This is a genomic window from Schlesneria paludicola DSM 18645 (assembly GCF_000255655.1).
Classification (GTDB): Bacteria; Planctomycetota; Planctomycetia; order Planctomycetales; family Planctomycetaceae; genus Schlesneria; species Schlesneria paludicola.
The window spans coordinates 1650139-1673869 of sequence record NZ_JH636434.1 but is presented as its reverse complement, the minus strand read 5'-3'; the positions used below and the strand labels follow the sequence as shown (position 1 = coordinate 1673869).

Genomic DNA, 23731 nt, shown 5'->3' with positions numbered 1-23731 from the left:
TATAATTGATTGTGCACAGTTCGTGACTGTCGTCAGCATTGTTGCGCCACAGGTTCGGCTCGCGTTTCGACCCATCACAAGGTTTGGTCGCTTCCGTGTGCCGTAGCTGGCAAAATTTGAATGTCACGGATGGCAGCGTCGTCGTTCGGACTCTATTCACCTCGCCTCGGGAGAATCGCCATGGCAGCCGCCCTCATCGCCCCGCCGAAAATCCGCCAAACCAATATGCTTATCGGAGGGAAATGGCAGGAATCCCGCAGCGGGAAACGTTTCAAATCGATCAATCCGGTCAATGAGCAGGTCATCGCGGAAGTACCGGAAGGGAGTGAAGCCGATGTCGACGCGGCGGTAAAGGCCGCTCGCAAAGCGTTCGAATCCGGTCCGTGGCACACGATGGATGCTCGCGATCGTGGTCGACTGATGAACAAGCTGGCAGATCTGATGGAAGCCAATCTCAATGAATTGGCGGCGCTGGAAACGCTGGACAATGGGAAGCCGATCAGTGACGCTCGCGGGGCGGATTTGCCCCTGGCGATCGATTGTCTGCGGTACTATGCAGGCTGGGCAGACAAGCTGACGGGCGACACCATTCCGATCCGTGGAAACTATTTCTGTTACACGCGTCGCGAACCGGTTGGAGTCGCCGGGCAGATCATTCCATGGAACTTTCCGATTCTGATGGCCGCCTGGAAGTGGGGCCCGGCACTGGCGGCCGGTTGCACAATCGTGATGAAGCCTGCTGAGCAGACTCCATTGACTTGCCTGCGCATGGCGGAACTCGCTCAAGAAGCCGGGATTCCCGACGGTGTGATCAACGTCGTAACGGGTTATGGAGATACAGGTGCGGCGATTGTTCGGCACCCAGGTGTCGACAAGATCGCCTTCACGGGACACTATGAGACCGCTCAGAAAATCATGGTCGATGCGGCTCGCACGCTGAAGCGAATTACGTTCGAACTGGGAGGCAAGAGCCCCAACGTCGTGTTCGCGGATGCCGATCTGGATGCCGCCGTTGCCGGAGCTGAATTTGGGCTGTTCTTCAATCAGGGGCAGTGTTGCTGCGCTGGGTCGCGGTTGTTTGTCGAACAGTCGATCTACGATCAGTTTGTCGAGAAAGTCGTGGCGCGCGCCAAGACGCGACAACTGGGAGATCCGTTCGATCCGAAAACGACGCAGGGTCCGCAGGTCGATTCGGATCAGTTCAATAAGATCCTGGGCTACATCGACAAGGGGAAGTCCGAGGGGGCCGAGTGCCTGACAGGTGGCGCCCGGTTCGGAGACAAGGGATACTTCATCCAGCCAACAGTGTTCGGCAATGTGACCGACGAAATGTCGATCGCCAAAGACGAAATCTTTGGCCCCGTCATGAGCATTCTGCCGTTTAAGAACGCCGATGAGATCATCGAACGCGCCAACAGTACCTATTACGGTTTGGCGGCGGCGGTTTGGACGCGGGATGTGGTAAAAGCTCATCAGTTCGCAGCGAAAGTGCGTGCGGGAACGGTCTGGGTGAATTGTTACGATGTCTTCGATGCTGCCGCACCATTCGGCGGATTTAAGTTCAGCGGCATGGGCCGTGAACTGGGTGAGATCGCGTTGTCAAACTATACCGAATCGAAGACGGTGACGATGAGTCTCTCGTAGGCTCGATCGGTCGTTGAAGGGATACGTTGGCACCGATTGTCGCAAGGCAGTCGGTGCCGTGTCGTTGGTGTCCTGGAAATTCATCGCCGGTTCCGTGATGCTGCTTGATGCCTTGTCGAGGGGGCATGAATTGATTCGACGGACTCGCTCGGTGGAAGCGAAGTTGTACAACCAGACGCGAATCGGATGATTCGAATTGCAGATTGGAGGATCGGCCGCATGCGCGAGTTGAAGAACCGTCATTTCTCGCGGAGGGAGTTTCTCGCCGCGTCAGTCTCTGCGAGTTGTGCCGTCATGGCGGCCAAGGTGGGGCGCGCGGACGATGCGGTCCAGGAACCGATCATCGATATTCATCAGCACAGCAACTATCGCGAGCGTTCGGCCGAGCAATTGCGAGCTCATCAACGAGCGATGGGAGTGACACGCACGATTCTATTGCCATCGGGAAGTCCGGTGAAGCGTGCATCAACGGGGGATGGGATTCACAATGGTCTGGGCGGTGTCGGGGCCGGAGGCAATGAGTCCGTTCTGGCGACGGCGCGGCAGTTCCCACAAGAGTTCTCGTTCGGTACGAACGAAGTAACCGATCTGCCCGAGGCACGGCAAGAAATCGCGAAGTATCTCGATCTCGGGGCGATCATCATCGGCGAACAAAAATTTGCCGTGACACTCGATTCCGTCGAGAGCCAGCAGTTGTATGCTCTCGCCGCAGAATATCACGTACCGATTCTGATGCACCTTCAGCACGGAACTTACAACCTGGGGTTTGAGCGTCTGCCGCAGATGCTGACGAAATTCCCCGAGACCATCTTTATCGGTCATGCTCAGACATGGTGGGCGAATATCGATCGCAACCATACCGATCAGAAATTGCTCTATCCCAAGGGGCCAGTCGTGGCCGGGGGGCTGACCGATCGATATTTGTCCGACTATCCCAACTTGTTTGCCGATATGTCGGCGGGGTCGGGGCTTAATGCACTGACGCGTGACGAGGACCATGCCCGCGGTTTCCTCGATCGGCACCAGAACAAGATTCTTTACGGCAGTGACTGTGACGATCGAATCGGCTCTGGTGTTGCGTGCCAGGGTTCGCAAACCATCGCTGCGATTCGAAAGTTGGCCCCGAATAAAGCGGCGGAACGCAAAATCTTGTTCGAGAATGCAAAGGTGTTGTTTCGCTTGCCGAATGGCTGATCGCAGATTCTCGGCATACGGCGGACGCGATTCTTAACCAAGCCGGAGTTTTTCAGAGATCTCAATTGGAGTCGTCCCGGCATCTCGTTTTTTGGAGCCGATCTGTGATGAGATTGTTGTTGCCTCGTCCGAGTGCGCGTGGTTTCGGTGATGTCTTTTTCACCGCGACGATCATCTGGCGCGTGATGACATGTCAGGTTCTGAATGCGGGTGAGCCCGTTGAACCGGTGTCGTTCCAGCATGTGCGGGTGACGGATGTCTGGAAAGAGTATGCAAACCTGATCTCGTTTGGACGTGGGCAAACACTGGCGCTCGTGGATGACGGGTGTACGTTGTCGATTCCGGAGTGGAGTACGCCGGTTGACGGACGACCGAAGGTTCTGGTCTCGTATGACAGCGTCGATGGTGATGATGACCCGAAGCACGAAGGACGCGGCTATCACGGCACGACGATTGGCGTGCCGTCTTCGCTCAACTATCAGGGGAAATGGGGCGTTGCCTACAACAATCAAGTGGCCGTCATCCGAGGGCTGGAATGCTGTCACTGCAAGGTGGATGACAATGTGACACTGGCTGCCGGACTTCGATGGATCATCGAAAACCATGAAAAGTACCACATCACCACGGTGAATCTGGCCCCCGTCGATGATCTGGCACATGACAAGCCTGTGCCGACGGCGATCGACAGTCAGTTGTTGGAACTGCGGAAACTTGGCATCTGGGTGAGTGCGCCAACGGGTAATCATGGCTTCACAACCGGAATATCTTGGCCAGCCTGTCAGCCGAATTGCTTTGCGATCGGGGCGGTCAGTCCGGGGCGCGATGAGGTGACCCAAGATCGACATGACAAAGTGGATCTGCTGGTTCCTGCCTCCGCGACCAGTTCGTCCAATGCCATCCTGTGCGGGACAGCGATGCTGCTTCGTGAGGCGATGCTCCGGTCCGAGTATGACTGGAAGAACGATGGTCCAACTCAGCCTGAAGCGATGATGATCATTTTTCAGAAGACCGGGGTGAGTGTTGAAGATCACGTCACCAAGCGTCGCTACCCGCGACTGGATGCAAAAGCCGCGATTGAATATGTGTTGGCAAATGGCACGAAAAAGCCGTGAAAGCTGAATTTGGATCATTTCTTGACAGCCAGAATGGCCCGGCTTCTCGCGGGCCGGGCGGACGGCAATCAATTGACCGAGGGGGCTCGTCTGCTTCACCAATGCGATTCAATGGTGGGGTGATTGTTTGACTAGAATGTCATTCTAGAATATTGTTCTGGAATGATGGAATCAGGACAGACACGTTCGCCCGTATCACAGCGCCGTCGCGATATCCTCGACGCATCGTTGCGCTGTTTCATGAAACATGGGATCGACGCGGCAACGATTGAGCAGATCCGCGAGGCTTCTGGAGCTAGTTCAGGAAGTATTTATCACCACTTCGGCAGTAAGCTGGCAATCGCTATTGCACTGTATGTGGAAGGGATGGAGTTTCTGGCCGAGTCGTTTCAAGAAGCGATGGCGGCGCACCAGACGTTTCCCGAGGGAATTCGTGCGCTGCTGTGCCGATATTTTGATTGGGTTGAGGCGAATCGAGACTGGGCCCTGTATCTATTGCGCGTCGCGACGGCGGATCTGACGCCGGAAGGAGCATGCGCGATCGACGAAATCAATCGTCGAACTCGCGACGATCTGGCCTTGTGGTTAAAGCCGTATGTGGATCGGGGCGAAGTCGTCTCATTGCCCGCCGACTTGTACTCGTCACTGGTCTTCGGTGCGTCGACGCACTATGTGCGACATTGGCTGGTGGGCCGACTAAAACTCGATCTGACGAGTGCCGCCGAGCACCTGGCCGAGGCAACGTGCCGGGCCTTGCTGACGTCATCGATAGAACGCGTCCCTCGATCGCTCGCACCGACGGGTTCGAAATCCGAGTCCGGTCGTCGCCGTGTGGGCAAGGGGGCACGCAAATGACTTGGCTTCGTGTAAGACCTTGCTGGTTGACGGGACTCATCCTGTTGTGGAATTGCTGGCCTGGGCTTGCCGCTGACCCGCCATCGTCTATCGCGGAAGTACGATATAATCGGGACGTTCTGCCGATTTTGGCCGAGCACTGTTTCTTATGTCATGGATTCGATAAGGGAACGCGACAGGCGGGGCTTCGACTCGATTCTGCGGCGGGGGCGACCGCCCCATTGGGGTCGGGAACAAAAGCGATTGTACCGGGCGACCCGGCGGCGAGTGAACTGGTGCGACGAATCAACTCGCACGACACCGACGAAGTGATGCCACCTGCCGTTACGGGCAAGACGCTGTCATCCGACCAGCGCGAGACAATCATACGCTGGATTGAACAGGGGGCATCGTACGAAGCGCATTGGGCGTACATCCCACCCCAAATCACCCAACCACCCGTTCTGGAGGGAATTCCGCTCGTCATTGATCGATTCGTCCGGGATCGCCTGCAGCGTGAAGGGATTCCTGCCGCGCGACCCACAAACCGAGAAACGCTCGTGCGACGTCTCAGTCTGGACCTGACAGGCTTGCCGCCGACTGTGTTGGAAGTGGATGCGTTCCTGAATGATTCGCGGATGGATGCGTATGAGCGTGTGGTGGAACGATTGCTGGCTTCGCCGCACTTTGGCGAACGATGGGCTCGCTGGTGGCTCGATCTGGCACACTACGCCGACAGCGACGGATACCTCCAGGACTTCTTGCGACCCTACGCATGGAGGTACCGACAGTGGGTGGTTGATGCTTTCAATCGTGACTTGTCGTTTGACAAATTCACCATTGAGCAGTTGGCGGGGGACCTCTTGCCCGATGCCACAACATCGCAACGAATCGCGACGGGGTTCTTGCGAAATACGCTGAGCAATCGCGAAGGCGGTGCGGATTTGGAAGAGTACCGTGTGCGTCAAGTTGTTGATCGAACGACGATGGTGGGCGTCGTTTGGATGGGACTGACGGTGGGATGCGCGGAGTGTCACGACCACAAATTTGACGCAATCTCGCAGCGAGAGTTTTATCAGCTATACGCATTCTTCAATAACGCGGACGAAGTCAATCTTGACGCGCCCCTGAACGATGAGCGTGAACGATATCGAAGTGCGAAGCAGACATATGATCACAAGCGAGCCGAGCTATTGGCCCCCGTCGCGCAGGCCGCTGCCGATCTTCAGAAGGCCTGGGAAGAAAAGCTGCTTTGGACAGAAACCCATCCTGGTGAAGATCACCGCTGGGATCGTCACCTCGAAGTGCTGGGACTGATTTGGGGGCAGGGTCAAGGGGAAGGCCAGCTTGAGGGGCTTAACATCGTCAAGACCGAAGTCTCGGCGCGAACTCCGTCAGAATGCGATCGATTGCAGGACTATTTCCTGCAGCATGGATCGGCGATTGATTCGCAAAAGTTTTCGGATTTGAAGCTCGGTGAATTAGCCACGAAACTGGATCAGCTTGCCAAGACCGTTCCCGCCATTTCGCGTGCGCCGACGATGACGCGGTCACGCCGTCACCGAACGACGCATCTGCATCGTCGAGGTGATTTTCGTCAACCGGGGGAAGAACTTAGTCCCTCCACCCTGTCATCGTTGCCGCCGATCCTGACGCGATCGGTTCCAGACCGACTGGTGTTGGCCAAGTGGCTGGTATCGCGTGACCACCCGCTGACGGCGCGCGTGACGGTGAATCGAATCTGGCAGGAAATGTTTGGTCGAGGGCTTGTCGGGACGTCCGAAAACTTCGGTGTTCGCGGCGACCGTCCGACACATCCAGAGCTTCTGGATTGGCTGGCGATCGAGTTCATGCAGAACGAGTGGAGCTTCAAGTCGCTGATGCGGACCATCGTCATGTCACAGACCTACCAGCAGTCTTCGCGTGTGCTTCCTGAAGTCGTCGCACGCGACCCTCAGAACAGATTGGTCGCGCGGCAGGCGCGATTGCGACTGTCGGCAGAAACGGTTCGCGATGCGGCGCTCGCGTCTAGCGGATTGTTGTCGCGGAACATCGGTGGGCCAAGTGTACGTCCTCCACAGCCTGAGAGTGTCACGAAAGAAGCGTTCGATAATCAATGGGTTGCGAGCCAAGGGGCGGATCGATATCGCCGCGGCCTGTACACATTTTTGCAGCGAACGTCGCCGTTCGCACAATTTGTGACGTTTGATTTGCCGGACAGCAGCCGTACTTGTACACGGCGGGAACGATCAAACACTCCGCTGCAGGCACTCAATTTATTGAACGACCCCACCTTCGTCGAAGCGGCACAGGCATTGGCAGACCGTGTTTGCCGTGAGATTAAAGATGACGATATGGCCCGATTGGATCACGTGTATCTGCTGACGTTGGCACGTCGACCAACGATGGACGAGTCGAATCGACTGCTGGAATACCTGAAGTTGCAGCGCACGTTGTTTCAGTCTGACCAGCGGGCGGCCCTTGAATTGGTTGGCGGTGAATTGGATGGGCAGAGCCTGTCCGAGCGCGCAGCCTGGATTGCGCTAGCGAGCGTGTTGCTCAATCTCGACGAAACAATCACCCGCGAATGAAGCCATGCAAAACTCGAATGCTCGACAACCGCAGCAGACCACGCGTCGTGAACTGTTAGCCCGAGGCGCCCACGGTTTTGGTGCGATGGCGCTTTGGCACCTACTGAATCGCGACGCGGTCACAGGCTCAGAACGCGCCACGCATCACTCTCCGCGCGCGAAGAATGTGATTTTTATCTTCATGGCGGGTGGGCCATCGCATCTGGATTTGTTCGATCCCAAACCCCAGATGGCCAAACTGCACGGCGAACCGGTTCCCGCGTCGCTGCTTGCGTCCCTGGTCGATCCTTTGATTCGGACAAGTGCCCGTGTGATGGCCAGTCCACGTACATTTCAGCGTCGGGCGAACTGCGAGATTGAGTTTTCCGACTTGCTGCCGCAGACCGGTGCGATGGCCGATGAGCTGTGTTTGATTCGTTCGATGACGACGGACCAAAGTAATCATGATCCGGCGCAGCTCCTCTTGAGTTGTGGCACACCGTTGTTCGGGCACCCGAGTATGGGGGCCTGGATCAACTACGGGCTGGGAAGTGTCAGCCAGGACATGCCGGGGTACGTCGTGCTGATGTCGAATTCCGGAAAAGGAGTTGATGCCGGTACCGCCTTGTGGGGCAGCGGATACTTGCCGTCAACATTTCGCGGAGTCACTTTCCGCAATTCGAGCGACCCAATTTTGTATCTGTCCAACCCAGTGGGAATCACGAATGCGACCCAGCGGGCGCGACTGGACGTCTTGCGAGACCTGAATCGAATCCACGAAGCTTCAACGGGCGATAACGAGATCGCTTCACGGATCGCAGCCTACGAATTGGCCTTCCGCATGCAGACGGCCGCGCCGGAGTTACTGGATTTCCGCCAAGAGACGGCCGCGACGCGGGCCATGTACGGACTTGACCAGGATGTGACACGTTCGTTCGGGGGGAATTGCCTGCTGGCACGTCGGATGGTCGAACGCGGGGTGCGCTTTGTGCAGTTGTTCCATTCAACATGGGACGACCATTCCAATCTGAATGCGAATTTGAAAACAAACTGCGATATGACCGATCTGCCGACGGCGGGACTGTTGCGAGACTTGAAGCAGCGAGGCCTGCTCGACGACACGCTCGTTGTTTGGGCGGGTGAGTTTGGCCGCACCCCGATGGGTGAAGTGCGGCGTGGTACGTCGCCGGGTCACGAAGGCCGAGACCATCATCCATTTGCCTTTTCCGTGTGGATGGCAGGCGGGGGCGTGAAACGTGGGATGATCCATGGCCGCACGGATGATTTTGGTTACGGTGTCGTTGAATCTCCCGTTCATGTTCACGATCTGCAGGCGACGATTTTACATCTGCTGGGGATTGATCACGAGAAATTGACCTACCGCCACAGTGGTCGAGACTTTCGTTTGACTGACGTTCATGGCAAAGTGGTTTCTGAAATCCTGATTTAGCCAGACTCGGGCTCGTCAGGCAATCACAGACTGGTGAACTGTCAGGCGAACTGAATTGTGCACGCTACTTCACGTCGGCAATTTCTGAGACAGCTTGGAACGGGATTTCCGGCGGCGTGCGGACTGTCGTCGATGCTGCAGGCGGACGACAAACCACTGACGAAGGCCACGATCACGTCGGGCCAGTTACTGGCGACATTGCGGGACAATACCGGTTCGCCAACGGATCTCAGTGGAATTGATTCTCTGTTTCATCGCACCGACGCGCCAAACTTCGACGCATTCGATCCTGACACGCGCGGGGCATCGGCTGGACTGAATTTCGAGCACATCATTTCGGGACACGCGACGGAGCACAATGCCTTTTCGCCGCGTAAAGGCAAGTTCGCGATGCGGCAGTCGCCTGACGGCAATTCGGTGTCGCTCGTTCGAGATCCTGCCGACGATCCATGGGCGATGTCCTCGACGCTGCAATTCACCGTGGCGGCTCCTCACTACATCGATGTCGACTTTCGCTGCGTTCCATTGGATGCGCGGCGATTCGGCGCGCGCGGGTATGCAATCTTATTTTTTGCCAACTATATGAACGACGTCGACGCGATTGGGATCAATTTTCGCGGCATGGAGCGGGCAGGTCAGCCGGAATCATGGATTTCCGCGGATGCACCACCGGGTCATCGTGACTGGAATCAGGGCGGCACGTATCGGCATGTGGATGCCAAAACGCTTGAGTACGACGCCAGTCACAATTTCAAATTGAACACATGGAGCTACGAGGAACCACGATTCAGCCTGCCGTTCTACTATGGGCGGGCCGCACACGGGATGACGCTCATCCAGATGTTCAACAAGTCGCACAGCGATGTTGATGAAATTCGATTCAGCCTGTTCAAGTTTAAAGTCGCTCGGTTTCCTCGACCTGCGTGGGACTTTCAGTATGTAATCCGCAACATTCAGTCAGATCGGGAATATGGCTTCAAGGCGCGCCTTGTGTGGAAGAAGTTCATCAGTCCAGATGACTGCCTGCACGAATACGAATCATGGGCAGCGAAGATCCGCAGCGACTGAGCGGCGCATTCCGCCATCATTTACGATAACGCGCACGCCGCTGGCACGTCGTTTCGTGGCACGTGGGCGTCACAAGGCCAGGCTCATTTGGGGAAGGCGACGTGAGTTCACGTTATTGGAAGCCGCGGCGGCGCGACATGCTGTAGCGCTCAAGAGCTTCCATGATGATGGGGAACGACGTCTTCGCTTCAGTCAGCTCGTCAACTTCAACCGCTTTTCCTTCCAGGATCTTGTAGTCCTGAAAGAATCGGCGAATCATCGCCAGCTTGTGTGGTGGCAGTTCGTTCGCTTCGTGGAACATGTTGTATTCAGGATCGTGGGTTGCGACGGCCAGCACTTTGTGGTCGCGTTTTCCACAATCGACCATCGTCATTAGACCGATCGCGCGGGCTTCGACCAGCGTCAACGGGTCGACCGGTTCCTGGCACAGTACGAGGACGTCGAGCGGGTCGTCGTCCTCAGCCAAAGTCTGGGGGATGAAGCCGTAGTTGGCGGGGTAGTAGACGGCCGAGTGCAGCATCCGATCCAATCGCAGCAGACCCGTGTCTTTATCGAGTTCATATTTCACGCTGGAACCACGTGGAATTTCGATGACCGACATGAATTCCGACGGTAAATTCTGTCCCGGCGTAACATCGTGCCAAGCGTGTGTCATTCCCAAATTCCCCTGCAATCCAGTTTGTTCTTACATCCCACGTCTCGGTACGCCGCCGAGTGTATCAGCCGCTGCTGTGGGTGCAAACAGTCTTGTTCTCAGGCCTGCAATACTTGTGTAAATCGAGTGACACGGTAGCGAGTTTGCCGACTTCAATAGCAATGTTTCGAATTGGCAACACTCGATCAGTGGATGCGATGGAAGTGATCTTCCATCGAAATGCGCCACTGTTCCGACGATTGTTCAGGTGTCGCTTGATCTGTCACGTGACTGTTTCAAGAATACGTGTGCCGAACAGGGGCGATGGACGGAATGGGGATTGCCCGGGACGATGAAAGTCATTTTGGAAAGTGATTGACAATGAACACTCCGCTCGTGCGTCGTTTATCGCTGATGGTCGTGTTGGCAGCCGGTTCCGTCGGCGCGGCCGAGACTCAGTCGATTCTGGTGGTCGTGCATCCGAAAGAGAATCCGTCGACTGCGGAAAAAATTGCCTTGGGCCAGCAACTGTATTTTGACGGGCGATTGTCTGCGGACAATAAAGTCTCGTGTGCGACATGCCACGATCCGGCCAAAGGGTTTAGCAATGGCGAACAGTTCGCAACGGGTGTCGAAGGCAAAAAGGGCGGACGGAATTCGCCGACGGTGATCAATTCGGCGTTTCAAAACTTCCAATTCTGGGATGGCCGGGCCCGCACACTTGAGGAACAAGCTCTGGGGCCGATCCAGAATCCCATCGAAATGAACATGAAGATGGACGATGTGGTTGCCAAGTTGAATCAGATCGAAGGGTATCGCAAGCAGTTCCAGCAGATCTTTGGAACCGATGTCACCGCGGATGGGATCGCAAAGGCGATCGCGGCATATGAACGAACGATTGTTTCGCGCGATGCACCGTACGACCGTTTTAAAGCGGGGGACACGGCGGCCATGAGTGAGTCGGCTCAGCGCGGAATGAAATTGTTCTTCGGCAAAGCAAATTGCTCGGCCTGTCATGCCGGACCCAATTTTACTGACAACGGATTCCATAATATCGGCTTGCCCAGTGACGACGAAGGACGGCATGTCATCAGTAAGACCTTGGGAGACAAGGGCGCGTTCAAAACCCCGACACTTCGCGAAGTCGCCAAGTCGGCTCCGTATATGCACGACGGCAGCCTGAAAACGCTGGAAGAGGTCGTCGCGCATTACATCAAGGGCGGATCGCCACACCCACAACTTGACGAAGCCCTGTATCCACTGAAGTTGTCCACGGAAGAAATCACGGATCTGGTGACCTTCATGAAGGAAGGGCTGTCGAGTCCTAGCTATCCAGCGCATACGGTGCCCGAGTTGCCTCAATAGTGGGCCGTTCGATTTCTCGTCGGCGGACTTCCTCATCCCTGCATTCGCGGACACCCACGCATTCAATGGCACGCGATCGACGTTGATTTTGTCATGGCCGTGCTGAAGATTGGGGTCTCGATGGCCCCACACACTCACTGTTCCCTCTCAAGAATGAGTATTGATTTTGTCTGAATCGTCCACTGAACATGTTTCGCTGAAAGACTTGCCACGGAAGCAACGACGAGTATTGGGCGTGTTACTGGAAAAAGCATTCACGGTGCCCGAGCAATATCCGCTGACGTTGAAGGCCGCGACGACGGGATGCAATCAAAAGAACAATCGCGATCCCGTTTCCAACTATGACGAAGACGACGTGCTGGAAACATTGAATCAGTTGCAGGAACGCGGCCTAATCGGCTGCCTGCATACGGAAGGGGGACGCACAGAACGCTATCGCCATTACATGCGTCACAAGACGCCACTGAATGAACAGCAGCTGGCGATCATGACCGAGCTGATGCTACGTGGTAAGCAGCAGTTGGGGGAATTGCGAACGCGTGCCAGCCGGATGGTCGGTATCGATTCCCAAGAGGATTTGCGGCGCGAGCTACAGAGTCTGATGGATGCGGGACTGGTTCGAGCCAATGGTCCACTGGATCGCCGCGGCATTGAAGTGGATCATGATCTGTACCCTCGCTCAGAGAACCACGAACCACTCGCAACCTATTCCGTCGATGACAGCGATGCCGTGACGTCCCGTCCTGCATCGCCGCCGCAGCAGATGAGTCGTCCAGCCGTGCCCGAGGTGTTGGTGTCGAATGCCAGTAATGAACGGTTCACGAATTTGGAATCCATGATTCGCGAGCTGAGAGACGAGTTGGCGTCGGTGCGATCCGAGTTTCAGACGTTGCAGAACAGTTTTGAAGACCTTCGCCGACAGTTGGGCGGATGACAGGCTATGCCGGATATCGTCCTTGCCACATTGAATGCTCGCTATCTGCACTCGGCGTTCGGACTGCGCTACCTGTTCGCAAATCTGGATGAACTTCAGAGCCGAACGGTCCTGCTGGAGTTCACCATCCAGCAACCCACGCTCGACATCCTGGCGGCGATTCTCGAACAACGACCTCGTATTGTCGGATTGGGAGTCTACATCTGGAATATCGACGAGACGACACGGCTTGTTGCCGACTTGAAGCGGATTCGTCCAGAGATTGTCGTTGTCTTGGGAGGACCAGAAGTCAGCTACGAGACGGAACAGCAAGAGATCGCTCGGTTGGCCGATCGCGTCATCTGTGGCGAAGCGGATCTGGCGTTTGCCAAATTCTGCCGCGAACAGCTCGAGGAACCATCGACGCCAGCCGGTGACGTTCCGAACTTGCTGACGATCGACCGATCGCATGTCTCGAACGCACCTCTTCCCGTCTTGACCGATTTGGTTCTGCCCTACGAATTGTATTCTGATCACGATATCGCGCATCGGGTGTTGTACGTAGAGGCCTCGCGAGGGTGTCCCTTCACATGCGAATTCTGTCTGTCGGCACTTGAGATTCCGGTCAGGCAATTCCCGCTTGAATCGTTTCTGCAATCGATGCAGCGGCTGCTGGATCGAGGCGCGTTGCAGTTCAAGTTTGTCGATCGCACGTTCAATTTGAACCTGCGAGTGGGGCGTGCGATCTTGGAATTCTTCCTGTCGCGATACCGCCCCGGCATGTTTCTGCATTTCGAGATGATTCCCGATCGATTGCCTGACTCGTTGAAAGATCTGATCGTCCAGTTCCCGGCAGGGGCGTTGCAATTCGAAGTGGGGATTCAGACGTTCAATGAAGAGGTGTGCGAGCACATCAGTCGCCGTCAGGACAACGCGGTGGTCGAACAGAATCTGCGGTGGCTGAAGGAGAGCACGGGCGTCCATATCCACGCGGATTTGATTGTCGGTCTACCCGGCGAAACGCTGGAGAGCTTCGCGGCCGGTTTCGATCGACTGGTGGGAATGGGACCCCACGAAATTCAAGTCGGGATCCTCAAACGGCTCCGTGGCACGCCGATTGTCCGACATGACGCCGAGTGGCGAATGATCTACAGCCCTCATCCGCCCTATGAGATTCTGTCGACACGCTTGCTCGACTTTTCGGCAATCCAGGAGTTGCGTCGGTTTGCCAAGTATTGGGACACCATTGCGAACAGTGGAAACTTTGTTGAGACGCTGATCTGTCTTTGGCAAGCGGCAGCAGCATCGGCAGATTCTGTTGAGAACGACATCCCGTCCCCGTTTTTCGCATTTCGGCGACTTTCAAGCTGGTTGTTCGAACAGGAGCGCAAGCTGCATGGAATTCCACTAGGGAGACTGGTCGAACTGTTACTGACCTATTTGACGGATGTCCTGAAGCAGCCTGCGACTGAAGTCGCAGCCAACTTATGGCGAGACTATCAACGTGGGGGTCGCAGTGACAAACCGCATTGCCTGAGGCCCTACATCGACGCGGCCGAGATTCAGGCGACGACAAGCCAGCGATTACCTAAGGTCGGTCCCAAGCGACAATCACGGCATCGAACCGAAGGCCTTGATTCCGATCTTGGTCAGGCTTTGGCTTGATCAAGATGTTGCGTCGATTGGACTGACGTCTGGCTTGCATCCGATTCTACGGAAGAAGCTGGAGCTTGGTCACAAATGAACGAGGGGACGTCGAAGGCCGATTCTCTTTACTCCGGCCATGAAGATGACTCCGGCCGTGACGAGCTCATCGCTGGGGCTGCACATCGTTTCGGTCGATTCGCGACACGACCTCGGAGAATGGAGCGTCGCTGAGACTCAGGACCTGAAGTGTTCTGGCGAGCACCAGAAGTGCATCGCATGTCGGATACGACTGACGAAACCAGACGCGCCCGTCGGCCGAGATCGCGAGCAATGCTTCGCGTTCCAGCAGAAGCCGAATCAGATCCGAAATTGATTCTACTTCGCAGATCAATGAGGCATCGCGGCCCTGCAACCAGTGCGTAACATCGTGATGCCAGGATGTCGCGACCACAAACTGGGCGTGACGATGTTCGCGCTGTGAGATTTCGAAAAGCAGTCGCGCCACGTCGCGGGCGTTGACGAGACGTCCCTGGTCGGTCACGAATGCGACATGCTGGCCATCGTCATCAATGATCACTCCCAGATGATGCCGTCCATCGACGACGGACGTGGCCACCTGCAGCAGGTCCGCGTCGCTGGCGTCCAACAGATTTCGTCGTCGTATCGGCAGGGGCACGTGCTTGATTGTGCAGGGCAACTTCGCAAACAAGCGATCGATTGTCCGCGGCAGCCATCGTGTCGACGAACCACAGACAATGCTCAGTGGCCTGAGAGCATGAAAGTAAGGTTCTAGATTCGCCTCGTATGGAAGTTGTCCCTGACAGGGTTGATGAATACCCACCTGACGAGTTTGTCGGCCGACGTCCGTTTTGGTCAGTTGCTCCAGATTGAGAAGACGTTGGGCCGAGAACGGCAGACCGCCGCGCCCAACGAAATCGAATCCGGTGAATGACAGGTCGCAGCCTGCCCCTGTGACCAGGACTCCTGCCGCCGCATCCAGCGCTTGAACGTTGAAAATCAAAGTCGGCAAACTGGCCTGACCAAGGTCGATGACCGGGCAACCCATGCGTCGCAATCCCAGGACGAGCCCGGTGACGATGTCGGGCGAAGATGGTCGTTCATCGAAGGCGACGACGACTGTCGGGCCAGCGACGGCACTCGCGGAGGCGGCTTGTGGGGCAACGGGCGGCAACGGCGGTGCGAACGCGAGTTCTGTGGATTTTGGACGGGCGACTAAGGGACGTTCGTTCCACAAGTCGGCGGCGAGCGATTCGCCCCATTTCAGCGCACGGTTGCGGTCAAGCTCGTTCAGGTAAATGCCGCGAACGTTTTCATCCGTAAGCATCGTGTTGCGGACGGCAAGGCGGTCGGTTTCACGGTTCGGTTCGGGAGGACGTGGAAACGCGTGGCCGCCATCGAAGCGGTGCGCGCAGTCGCGGCACTTGGGATAGAATGCCGCAAGTCGTGCCAGATGGATACTGCGTGGGATCGAATAGAGCTCGCCCGGGCACGTGTAAATCGGATGTTCCGATTCATTGAGGTGACCCGTGGCATTCAACGGGTTACTCATGAATTTCATTCTGTACTGCGGTGGGAGGTTGGGCTGTGTCGTTATCGGTGCTTTCGGGCTCGACTGGCGCAACCGGTTCTACGGAGTTGGGCGCCGACGAGACGACGGGTGCCGTGGCGGCCATGGGGGTTGCAGTCTCGGAATACGCTTCGATCGCATCGATCATTCGGCCAAGCTGGGCGATCATCAACGGGACGTCATTTTCGATCGTGCGTTGAAACGTGCTTGTACGAGCACGGTATTCGTTCGCTTCACGGCCCGCCTGAACCATCCATTTCCTGACGGCGGCCTGTTTCAGACGAACGTACTCCATTCGCATTTTTGCCTTCTCGAACGCTTTTTTCTCTTCAATGCAATCGGAGTGACGGCCGCCGACCGTTCGCAAGCGGCACGTTTCATACGAAACTCGTGCCGAGGCGACTTGATCAAAGGCCCGCAATTCCTGTTCGCGCCAGTAACTGGGGCGATCGAGTTCCAGCCAAGAAACGGTTCGATCGATTTTCTGACGCAGATCACCCAGGGCAGTCGCCGCTCGTTCTTGAAATTTGATCAAGGCCGCTCTGACATCCTTCAGCGCATCCACCGAGTGGATATTCGCACCCTGCGAGCCAGCCATTGATGTTCTCCCGATGAGGATGGAAATCTTGTCAGCGGCGTCATGTGACATTGTCGAGCACAACAGGGTGAACTCGAACTATTTTTGTGACAGGTATTCTTCGATGCGTTCAGCTTTTCGCATCAAGTACGGAACATGTTGCTCATTGGCCTCGATAAAGCGAGCGAGAAGCTTTAGGTGCTGTGAGAACTCGTCGGCGAATTTCAGATGCTCCTGATCACGCCACGTCTGACTGAGAGCGTTCATTTGTCCATTCACGGCAGACAGCCGACTTTGCAGCTCGGTCGTAAAATCGCGTAATAGTGCCGCGAATCGACGCAGATCGACGGGATCAACAACGGCTTGTGACATCGGCAGGCTCCTGAATTCACATCAAGTATCGAGTGGTGGCTTGGGCAAGCGAGTTGGTTTGGCTGTTTCGCGGCGTAACGCGAAGCGGATACCGCCGACATTCACAGTATATCCGCGATGTCGATCGGCTCACGAGCGCCGGATCGACGGATTTGAGTTTCATTGCGCGTTCCCGCGAAATCTGCCGATAGCCGAGATCTACGGTCGGTCCTGAAGAATTCCTGAAAATGAACACTTGCCGATGCCCCGAAATTCAGGCGAGCCGAGATGCGTCAGCACCCCGGGGGCGATGCGAATCATGCCAATGATCGCAGTGCGTCGCCGTAACCGGTGAGAATGAGCGGAGATTCGCTCGGAATCTTCATCGAAGGTCATTGATGCAGAAGATCCGAGGGCTGACGCATCTCGGCTCGCCCCGATGTGAAAGTGGCGTGTTTGATGTGACGGTTGCGTGGTTTCAGGGCGCTCCCCCCTTGGCAGACTCATCTTGACGGTGTCGGCACGTCGGCATAATTTCCGATACTCCGTTCTACTCAATTTCATTTCAAATGATCCGATGCGCTGTGTGGACACCGGTCCGCGAGGCGTTTCACGCGTACTTACACCCTCTGACTGTTTTTCATCTCGTCGGCGATGTTCGCTGCGATCTGATTGCCAATGGCGATCACTTCGCATGGGGCAGCGCCAATTGACTGCCCATCAAGTTGATGGTGATTGCGGAAGGAATCGCATTCCATGAACAATTTTGATCCCTCGCAGTTGTCGCGTCGTCAGTGGATGCAATTTGCCGCGATTGCCGCTTCGTTCCCCGTAGCGACGGCATGGGGAAAGGCGATCACGACGGACAATGATGATGACGATGAAACGGAGGATGATGATGCCCGCTACCGAACGAAGCTCGATACGAACCTGATCGGCGATCATACCAATGTTGGCGGATTGGAACCGGTGGTCTTGGAAGGTGTCGGCCTGGTCCGAAGTCTCGCAGGAACGGGTGGAGATCCAGCGCCCTCGCAATATCGTACCGCGCTGCTGGAAGACCTGAAGAAAGACGGTTACAAGAATCCGCATTCGATTCTGAGCTCTCCCAATACTGCGTTGGTAATTGTGCGGGCCTACCTTCGCCCGATGATCCGCAAGGGTGAGCGCCTGGACGTTGAAATCACCGTTCCTTCGAACGCCGCAGTTTCGAGTCTGGTCGGCGGTGAACTACTGGAAGTTCGCTTGTCGGACAAGGCAATCGTCGATGGCAAGCTGATGGCGGGTCACACGTATGCGATCGCTCGCGGGCCAGTCCTGACTGCCGGGTTGGGAGCATCTACAGTCAAAGAGCCTGCGCTCCTCAAGCAGGGGCGAGTGCTCAGTGGAGCGGTCGTGCTGAAAGAGCGCGACCTGACACTCAATCTGAAACGCGATTTTATTTCTGTTCGAAACGCCAAACGCGTGTCCGAGGCAATTGGCCGACGGTTCCATGATTTTGATGAGTACGGAATCAAGAAAACGCTGGCGACTCCCAAGACCGACCAGAAGATCGTATTGAGGGTTCATCCAAGCTACAAAGAGAATCCTGCGCGTTATCTCCAGGTCATTCGGCACATGGCGTTTACGGAAACGCCAGTCGAGCTTCGCGTGCGGATGGCTCGTTTGAAACACGATCTGTGCATCCCCAAGACCGCCAACGCAAGTGCACTGCAACTTGAGGCGATCGGCCAGGATGGGATTCCGATTCTGAAGCACGGTTTGACGTCACCCACGATTGAGTGCCGTTTCCATTCGGCAGTCAGTCTTGCGTATCTTGGCGAGACCGCCGGTTTGGTCCATCTGGTCGAGTGTGCCAAGAAAGAACGTGCATTCCGGCGGTACGCGCTGGATGCGATCGCGACGATGGAAGATGCCGATGCGCATATCGCGCTCAAGGGGTTGATGAGCGAACCGAGCGACGAGACTCGCTACGGAGCCTTTCGTGCACTTTGGACGTTGGACAGAACAGACCCGTTTATCCGTGGCGAAATACTCGGGGTACGGGAAGAAGACGAGCGTCGCGACAACGAATACAAACTGTACGTTCTGAAGACGGAAGGCCCGCCGATGGTGCATGTCACCTTGAGGACGCGGCCAGAAATCGTCTTGTTCGGAGCCGAACAAGAATTCACTCCGCCGCTGTATCTGTCCGCAGGCAAACATATCATGGTCACGGCGCAACCCGGTTCGGATAAAGTCCAGCTCGCCCGCTTCGAAGTGGGCAAGATGGATCAGCGGAAAGAAGTCTCCCTGCGCGTCGCGGACGTGATCCGTGCTGCAAACGAACTGGGGGCCACATACCCTGACGTCCTGCAGCTGCTGGCGGACGCCTCTCGGCAAAAGAATCTGCCGACAGCCATTGCCGTTGAAAAAATACCGCTGGCCGGACGCGCCTACTACCGTCCTGAGTCGAAGGACACTCCGTCGGATGCACGCAAGATTCGGATTGGTCGCGAATCGAACGAACAGAACGAGTTTCCAGGTTTCGGTCAATCGGATGAGGGTGAACGGAAGAAGCCCGAGTCGGTCGGCGGACGCTCGAACGGGTCGCTTGCCAGCGTGCCGACAGAAAGCTCGGACGATTCCGACGATACGGAGACCAGTCCGAGTGACGCCAAGAAAAAGAAGAAGTCTGGTGCGAATAAGAAGGACGAAAAGTCCAAGAGTTCCTGGAAGTGGTTTGGCGGAAATAAATGACAATCGAGCACCAGGCCATGCGTTGCCCTTCACGGGGCAACACCATGACGAGTCGCTGCGGTTGGACACGCGGACCGCGGCAACCCAATCGTCGCGGTGATCATGCTCTGGTGTGACAGTTGTCGATGTTCCATGCGTTTGACAGTTGGTTTTTCCGATGCTCAAGTCCCTCGAACTGTTCGGCTTTAAGAGTTTTGCCGACCGAACTCGGTTCGACTTCTCGACGGGCATCAATTGCGTCGTCGGGCCGAACGGCAGCGGTAAGAGCAACGTCGTCGACGGCATGAAGTGGATTCTGGGCGATCAGTCGGCGAAAAGCCTGCGCGGTAAGGAAATGACCGATGTCATTTTCAATGGGTCCGCCAGCCGCAAACCAAGTGCCTTCGCGGAAGCGACGCTCACCTTTGACAATTCAGGCGGGCTTCTGCCGCTCGATATGCAGGAAGTGCAGATCGGACGCCGAATTTGGCGCAACGGAGACGCCGAGTATCTGCTGAACCGAGCTCCGGCGCGGCTCAAGGATATCAAAGACCTGTTTCTGGGGACCGGTGCCGGCACGGCCGCGTACAGCATCATCGAGCAGGGCCGTGTCGATCAGATTTTGCAGGGGAGCTCGGCGACACGCCGCAGTGTCTTCGAAGAGGCGGCCGGGATCAGTCGCTTCAAGACACGAAAAATTGACGCTCAACGAAAGCTCGAACGCGTCGGTCAAAACTTGGAACGCCTGACCGATATCGTCGATGAAGTTGAAGCGCAGCTCAATGCGACGCGCAGCCAGGCTGCCAAGGCCGCGAAGTTTCATGATGTCTCGACAGCGCTGAAGAAGTGGTGGCTCGGACTGGCCGCGGACGATTTTCGGCATTTGTCTGTCGAGCTTGAAGCGATTGAGAAACAGCTCGTGGAATCGAGTCGTCGGTTGGGCGAACTAGGCGAACAGCAGAAGGTCTTCGAAGCACGCGAAGCCGCGTTCGATGCCGAACTGGCAAAGTACGATGAGCAGCTGCGCGATGTCGAACGGCGGAATTCCGGTGGCCGCGAAGCGATCGCCGGTCATGAAGCGACGATTCAGTTCCAGACGGCTCGCCTGCAGGAGCTCGAATCAGAACTGGCCAGGCTTCAGCGGCAGCAATTTATGTTGGGGCGGCGAGCGCGCGAAACCCGACTGGAAATCGCCGGGCAGCAGGATCGACTGATCGAGTTCGAGCAGGAAAATTCGGCGTGTCAGCGACGTGTTGTCGAGCATGAGCAGGATGTGGTGTTGGCGGCGCGCGAGCTCGCCGTGCGCCGGGATCAGCTTGAACGCGATCACGCGCGCCGGTTGGAACTGACAAAGCTTGTTTCGGACACGGCGAACGCCGTGACAATGCTTCAGGCCAATGTGGCGACATTGCGGTCAAATCAACAGAAGATCATTTCGCAACTCGACGCATTGGATGGAACCATTGCCGAGCGTGATCTCGAACGCGCACAAGGCCTGCGTCGCGTCGAAGAGGCATCGCAAAGTCAGCAGTTGGCGCTGCAGAACTTGCGGTCATCGCAGTTGAATCGAGCCAACTTGTTGGGGGTCCAAGAAGAGACGAAGCGGACGCTGGCCGAATGCCGGGAACGGCGAAGTGCGGCGCACGCACGGAAGTCGCTGTTGGAAGACCTTGAGCTGCGGCAGGAAGGTCTGGGGATTGGTGTCAAGGAAATCCTGACGCGTGCTCGAACGTCTCCTTCACCTCCATGGAACTCGATTGTCGGCAGCGTGGCCGAATTGCTGGACGTGGATTTGGAACGTGCCGCCCTGCTGGAAGTGGCGCTGGGCCCCCGTGCGCAATTGATTGTCTTGCGGGAATATCAGGCGCTGCTGGACTACTTGAATCAGGGAACCGTTCTGCTGACCAATCGGATTGGATTCATCGCGATTCCGGACCGCAGCATCAGCCAGTCGATCGCACCCGTACAGCACGGCGATCGATTCGTCCATTTGCAGCTCGATCCCGAGAAGTTGCCTGATCTGTCGCGTGAACCCGGCGTCGTGATGCGTGCGGATCAACTGATTCTGTCTGATCGAGGAATCATCGGGCTCGCACCGGCCGTCTTGTCGGACACCTGGATTGTCGAAACGATCGACGTGGCGCTGCGTCTGGCGGTGGGGCCGGGCATCGGTCTGCGATTCGTCACGATGCAGGGTGAACTGCTCGAAGCCAATGGATCGCTGTTCGTTGGTACGATTCGCACAGAAACGTCCCTGCTGTCACGCAAAAGCGAACTGCGGCGGTTGAAGAACGATCTGACACTGCTTGATCGCGACATCGCCACGGCGGAACAGTCGCTGCAGTCCATGTATCAATCGTTGACCGGGGCAGACTCGGAACTCGAAGCACTCGCGGCCGAGCTTGATTACGCCAATCAGCGGTTAGCGGATTTGAAATCGGAGCTTTCAGCGCAAGATCAGACTTTGGAACGGTTGAACCGCGAGCGTCAGATGTTGGCGCAGCAGTTATTGGATGGCGACGAAGCCCTGACCCGCCACGAGGAAGAGTACGCTATCGCGTTGCAGCAGGCGACGACGACCGACGAGGAACTTCAAAATCTGGTTGCCAGTCTGACTGTGCGTGGTGATGAAGTCGCTTCGCTTGAGCAGCAACATCGTCAGTTGGAACAGCAGAAGAGCGAACTTCAACTCGAATTGGTGAAGCAGGCGGAACGACTGGAGAGCCTGAAGTCGCAGGAAGGTCGTTTGAAGGAAGAACTGCAACAGCGGATGGCCCAGCACGAAGAGGCTGAACGCCGATATGGGACATCGTTCGCGCAATGCGAGCGGATCCTGTTGCAGATTTTGAACACCCGCGCGGCCCGAGACGAGCGAATGCTGGTTGCGGAGCAAATTCAATCCATCTTGCACGGTTTGGAAAACGAGAAACGCGCCCTCCGCATTGAACGCAGTCAGTTCGTGGAGCAAGAGCTGGCATTGCGGAAGCAGCGTCGTGAACTGGAAGATCGGCATCACGGCAACGAGATTCGCGTCCGCGAGATGAAAAGCAATCTCGCCGGTTTGGACGAACGACTCGAAGAGGAATATCAGCTCAAGCTCGTGGATGTCGTCGAATCAGGCGTGTCAGCACTCGGCATGCTGATTGAGGAACGAAACAGCAAGCCGTCACATCGACACAAAGCTCGCAAAGAGAAAGAAGAGGAATCACACGCGAACGAGGGGGAAACGACGGAGCCCGAAATCGCGGCGGATGACGCGCACATCGAACCATTGCCGGCCACCGTCGATGACACTCACCACGAGACGGCCATGTCGGTCGTGGATAACGGATTGCCACTGCTCTTTTCTGAGGCCCGTCCGGAACTGGATGCACGCGTGAATCGGCTGCGAAAACAATTGAAAATGATGGGGGCCGTCAATACTGACAGCCTGCGCGACCTGGAAATGCAAGAGAATCGATTCACTCAGCTTTCGGCTCAGTTGCAGGATCTGGTGGAAGCCAAGCAGACGCTGGAAGACATCATTCGCAAGATCAATGCAGAGAGTCGACGGCTGTTCCTTGAGACGTTCGAAACAATTCGAAACAACTTCCGCGACCTGTTTCGGCAGGTTTTCGGCGGTGGCGAAGGCGATATCGTTCTCGAAGATCCCGACGACATTCTTGACTGTGGGATCGACATTGCGGCGCGGCCACCCGGGAAGGAACTGCGGAGCATTTCCCTGCTTAGCGGGGGTGAAAAGACGATGACGGCCATTGCGCTGATCATGTCGATCTTCAAGAGCAAACCCAGTCCGTTTTGTATTCTGGACGAAGTCGACGCCGCCCTCGACGAAGCAAATGTCGAACGGTTTACCGCCGTGGTAAAAGCGTTCCAGCAGACCACTCAGTTCATTATGATCACTCACCATAAGCGATCGATGACTGTGGCAGACGTCTTGTACGGGGTGACGATGGAGGAATCTGGGATCTCGAAACGGATGAGTGTGCGTTTCGAAGATGTCAGCGACGACGGCAATTTCAAGCCGTCAGCCCAACCATCTGCGGCGTGATTTTTGCCGATAACG

16 protein-coding genes are annotated in these 23731 nt (G+C 56.3%); 12 read left to right on the top strand and 4 right to left on the bottom strand.

Going from position 1 to position 23731, the window contains the following annotated elements; translation table 11 throughout:
• Positions 1-180: 180 nt before the first annotated feature.
• The 7 genes from OSO_RS0108235 to OSO_RS0108200 all read left to right on the top strand — a co-directional run bounded on the left by OSO_RS0108235 (position 181) and on the right by OSO_RS0108200 (position 9872).
• Positions 181-1644 (top strand): aldehyde dehydrogenase family protein, encoded by a 1464-nt coding sequence (locus OSO_RS0108235; RefSeq protein ID WP_029246780.1) that lies wholly within the window; start codon positions 181-183, stop codon positions 1642-1644.
• 219 nt (positions 1645-1863) lie between these two features.
• On the top strand, positions 1864-2838 hold the full coding sequence (locus OSO_RS0108225) for an amidohydrolase family protein (RefSeq protein WP_010582942.1): 975 nt from the start codon (positions 1864-1866) through the stop codon (positions 2836-2838).
• 107 nt (positions 2839-2945) lie between these two features.
• Positions 2946-3950 carry a S8/S53 family peptidase gene (locus OSO_RS0108220; protein ID WP_010582941.1) on the top strand — a complete coding sequence of 335 codons (1005 nt, stop codon included), beginning with the start codon at positions 2946-2948 and terminating at the stop codon, positions 3948-3950.
• Between the two features lie 162 nt (positions 3951-4112).
• Complete coding sequence (locus OSO_RS42665; protein WP_083842811.1) at positions 4113-4805, top strand: TetR/AcrR family transcriptional regulator; 693 nt, start codon at positions 4113-4115, stop codon at positions 4803-4805.
• Positions 4802-7375, top strand: a complete 2574-nt coding sequence (locus OSO_RS0108210; RefSeq protein WP_010582939.1) for a PSD1 and planctomycete cytochrome C domain-containing protein — start codon at positions 4802-4804, stop codon at positions 7373-7375. Before OSO_RS42665 ends, OSO_RS0108210 begins: the two co-directional genes overlap by 4 nt.
• Before the next feature lie 4 nt (positions 7376-7379).
• Positions 7380-8804: a DUF1501 domain-containing protein gene (locus OSO_RS0108205; protein ID WP_010582938.1), complete on the top strand. Its 1425-nt coding sequence runs from the start codon at positions 7380-7382 to the stop codon at positions 8802-8804.
• A gap of 57 nt (positions 8805-8861) precedes the next feature.
• Positions 8862-9872 (top strand): hypothetical protein, encoded by a 1011-nt coding sequence (locus OSO_RS0108200; protein ID WP_157605094.1) that lies wholly within the window; start codon positions 8862-8864, stop codon positions 9870-9872.
• A gap of 112 nt (positions 9873-9984) precedes the next feature.
• On the opposite strand, the gene OSO_RS0108195 is transcribed toward OSO_RS0108200, so the two are convergent.
• Entirely contained in the window at positions 9985-10527 is a 543-nt protein-coding gene (locus OSO_RS0108195; protein WP_010582936.1) for an inorganic diphosphatase, read from the bottom strand.
• Positions 10528-10887: 360 nt separating this feature from the next.
• Between OSO_RS0108195 and OSO_RS0108185 the strand changes: the two genes are divergently transcribed.
• From OSO_RS0108185 to OSO_RS0108175, 3 genes are all read left to right on the top strand, one after another.
• Positions 10888-11871, top strand: coding sequence for a cytochrome-c peroxidase (locus OSO_RS0108185; protein ID WP_010582935.1), 984 nt, complete (start codon positions 10888-10890; stop codon positions 11869-11871).
• A 166-nt stretch (positions 11872-12037) separates the two neighbouring features.
• Entirely contained in the window at positions 12038-12805 is a 768-nt protein-coding gene (locus OSO_RS0108180) for a DUF480 domain-containing protein (protein ID WP_157605093.1), read from the top strand.
• Positions 12806-12811: 6 nt separating this feature from the next.
• The gene (locus tag OSO_RS0108175; RefSeq protein WP_010582933.1) at positions 12812-14449 is read left to right on the top strand and encodes a B12-binding domain-containing radical SAM protein; all 1638 of its coding nucleotides are present in this window, start codon (positions 12812-12814) and stop codon (positions 14447-14449) included.
• A 145-nt stretch (positions 14450-14594) separates the two neighbouring features.
• On the opposite strand, the gene OSO_RS0108170 is transcribed toward OSO_RS0108175, so the two are convergent.
• The 3 genes from OSO_RS0108170 to OSO_RS0108160 all read right to left on the bottom strand — a co-directional run bounded on the left by OSO_RS0108170 (position 14595) and on the right by OSO_RS0108160 (position 16968).
• Positions 14595-16001, bottom strand: a complete 1407-nt coding sequence (locus OSO_RS0108170) for a phosphohexomutase domain-containing protein (RefSeq protein ID WP_010582932.1) — start codon at positions 15999-16001, stop codon at positions 14595-14597.
• A complete protein-coding gene (locus OSO_RS0108165) occupies positions 15994-16617 on the bottom strand; it encodes a hypothetical protein (RefSeq protein ID WP_010582931.1) in 624 nt (207 codons plus the stop codon). The genes OSO_RS0108170 and OSO_RS0108165 overlap by 8 nt, the downstream gene beginning before the upstream one ends.
• Positions 16618-16695: 78 nt before the next feature.
• Positions 16696-16968, bottom strand: coding sequence for a WXG100 family type VII secretion target (locus OSO_RS0108160; protein ID WP_010582930.1), 273 nt, complete (start codon positions 16966-16968; stop codon positions 16696-16698).
• Positions 16969-17703: 735 nt separating this feature from the next.
• On the opposite strand from OSO_RS0108160, the gene OSO_RS0108140 reads away from it, so the two are divergent.
• Complete coding sequence (locus tag OSO_RS0108140; RefSeq protein ID WP_010582929.1) at positions 17704-19686, top strand: flagellar basal body P-ring protein FlgI; 1983 nt, start codon at positions 17704-17706, stop codon at positions 19684-19686.
• A gap of 157 nt (positions 19687-19843) precedes the next feature.
• Positions 19844-23716 (top strand): chromosome segregation protein SMC, encoded by a 3873-nt coding sequence (gene smc / locus OSO_RS0108135; RefSeq protein ID WP_010582928.1) that lies wholly within the window; start codon positions 19844-19846, stop codon positions 23714-23716.
• Positions 23717-23731 lie beyond the last annotated feature (15 nt).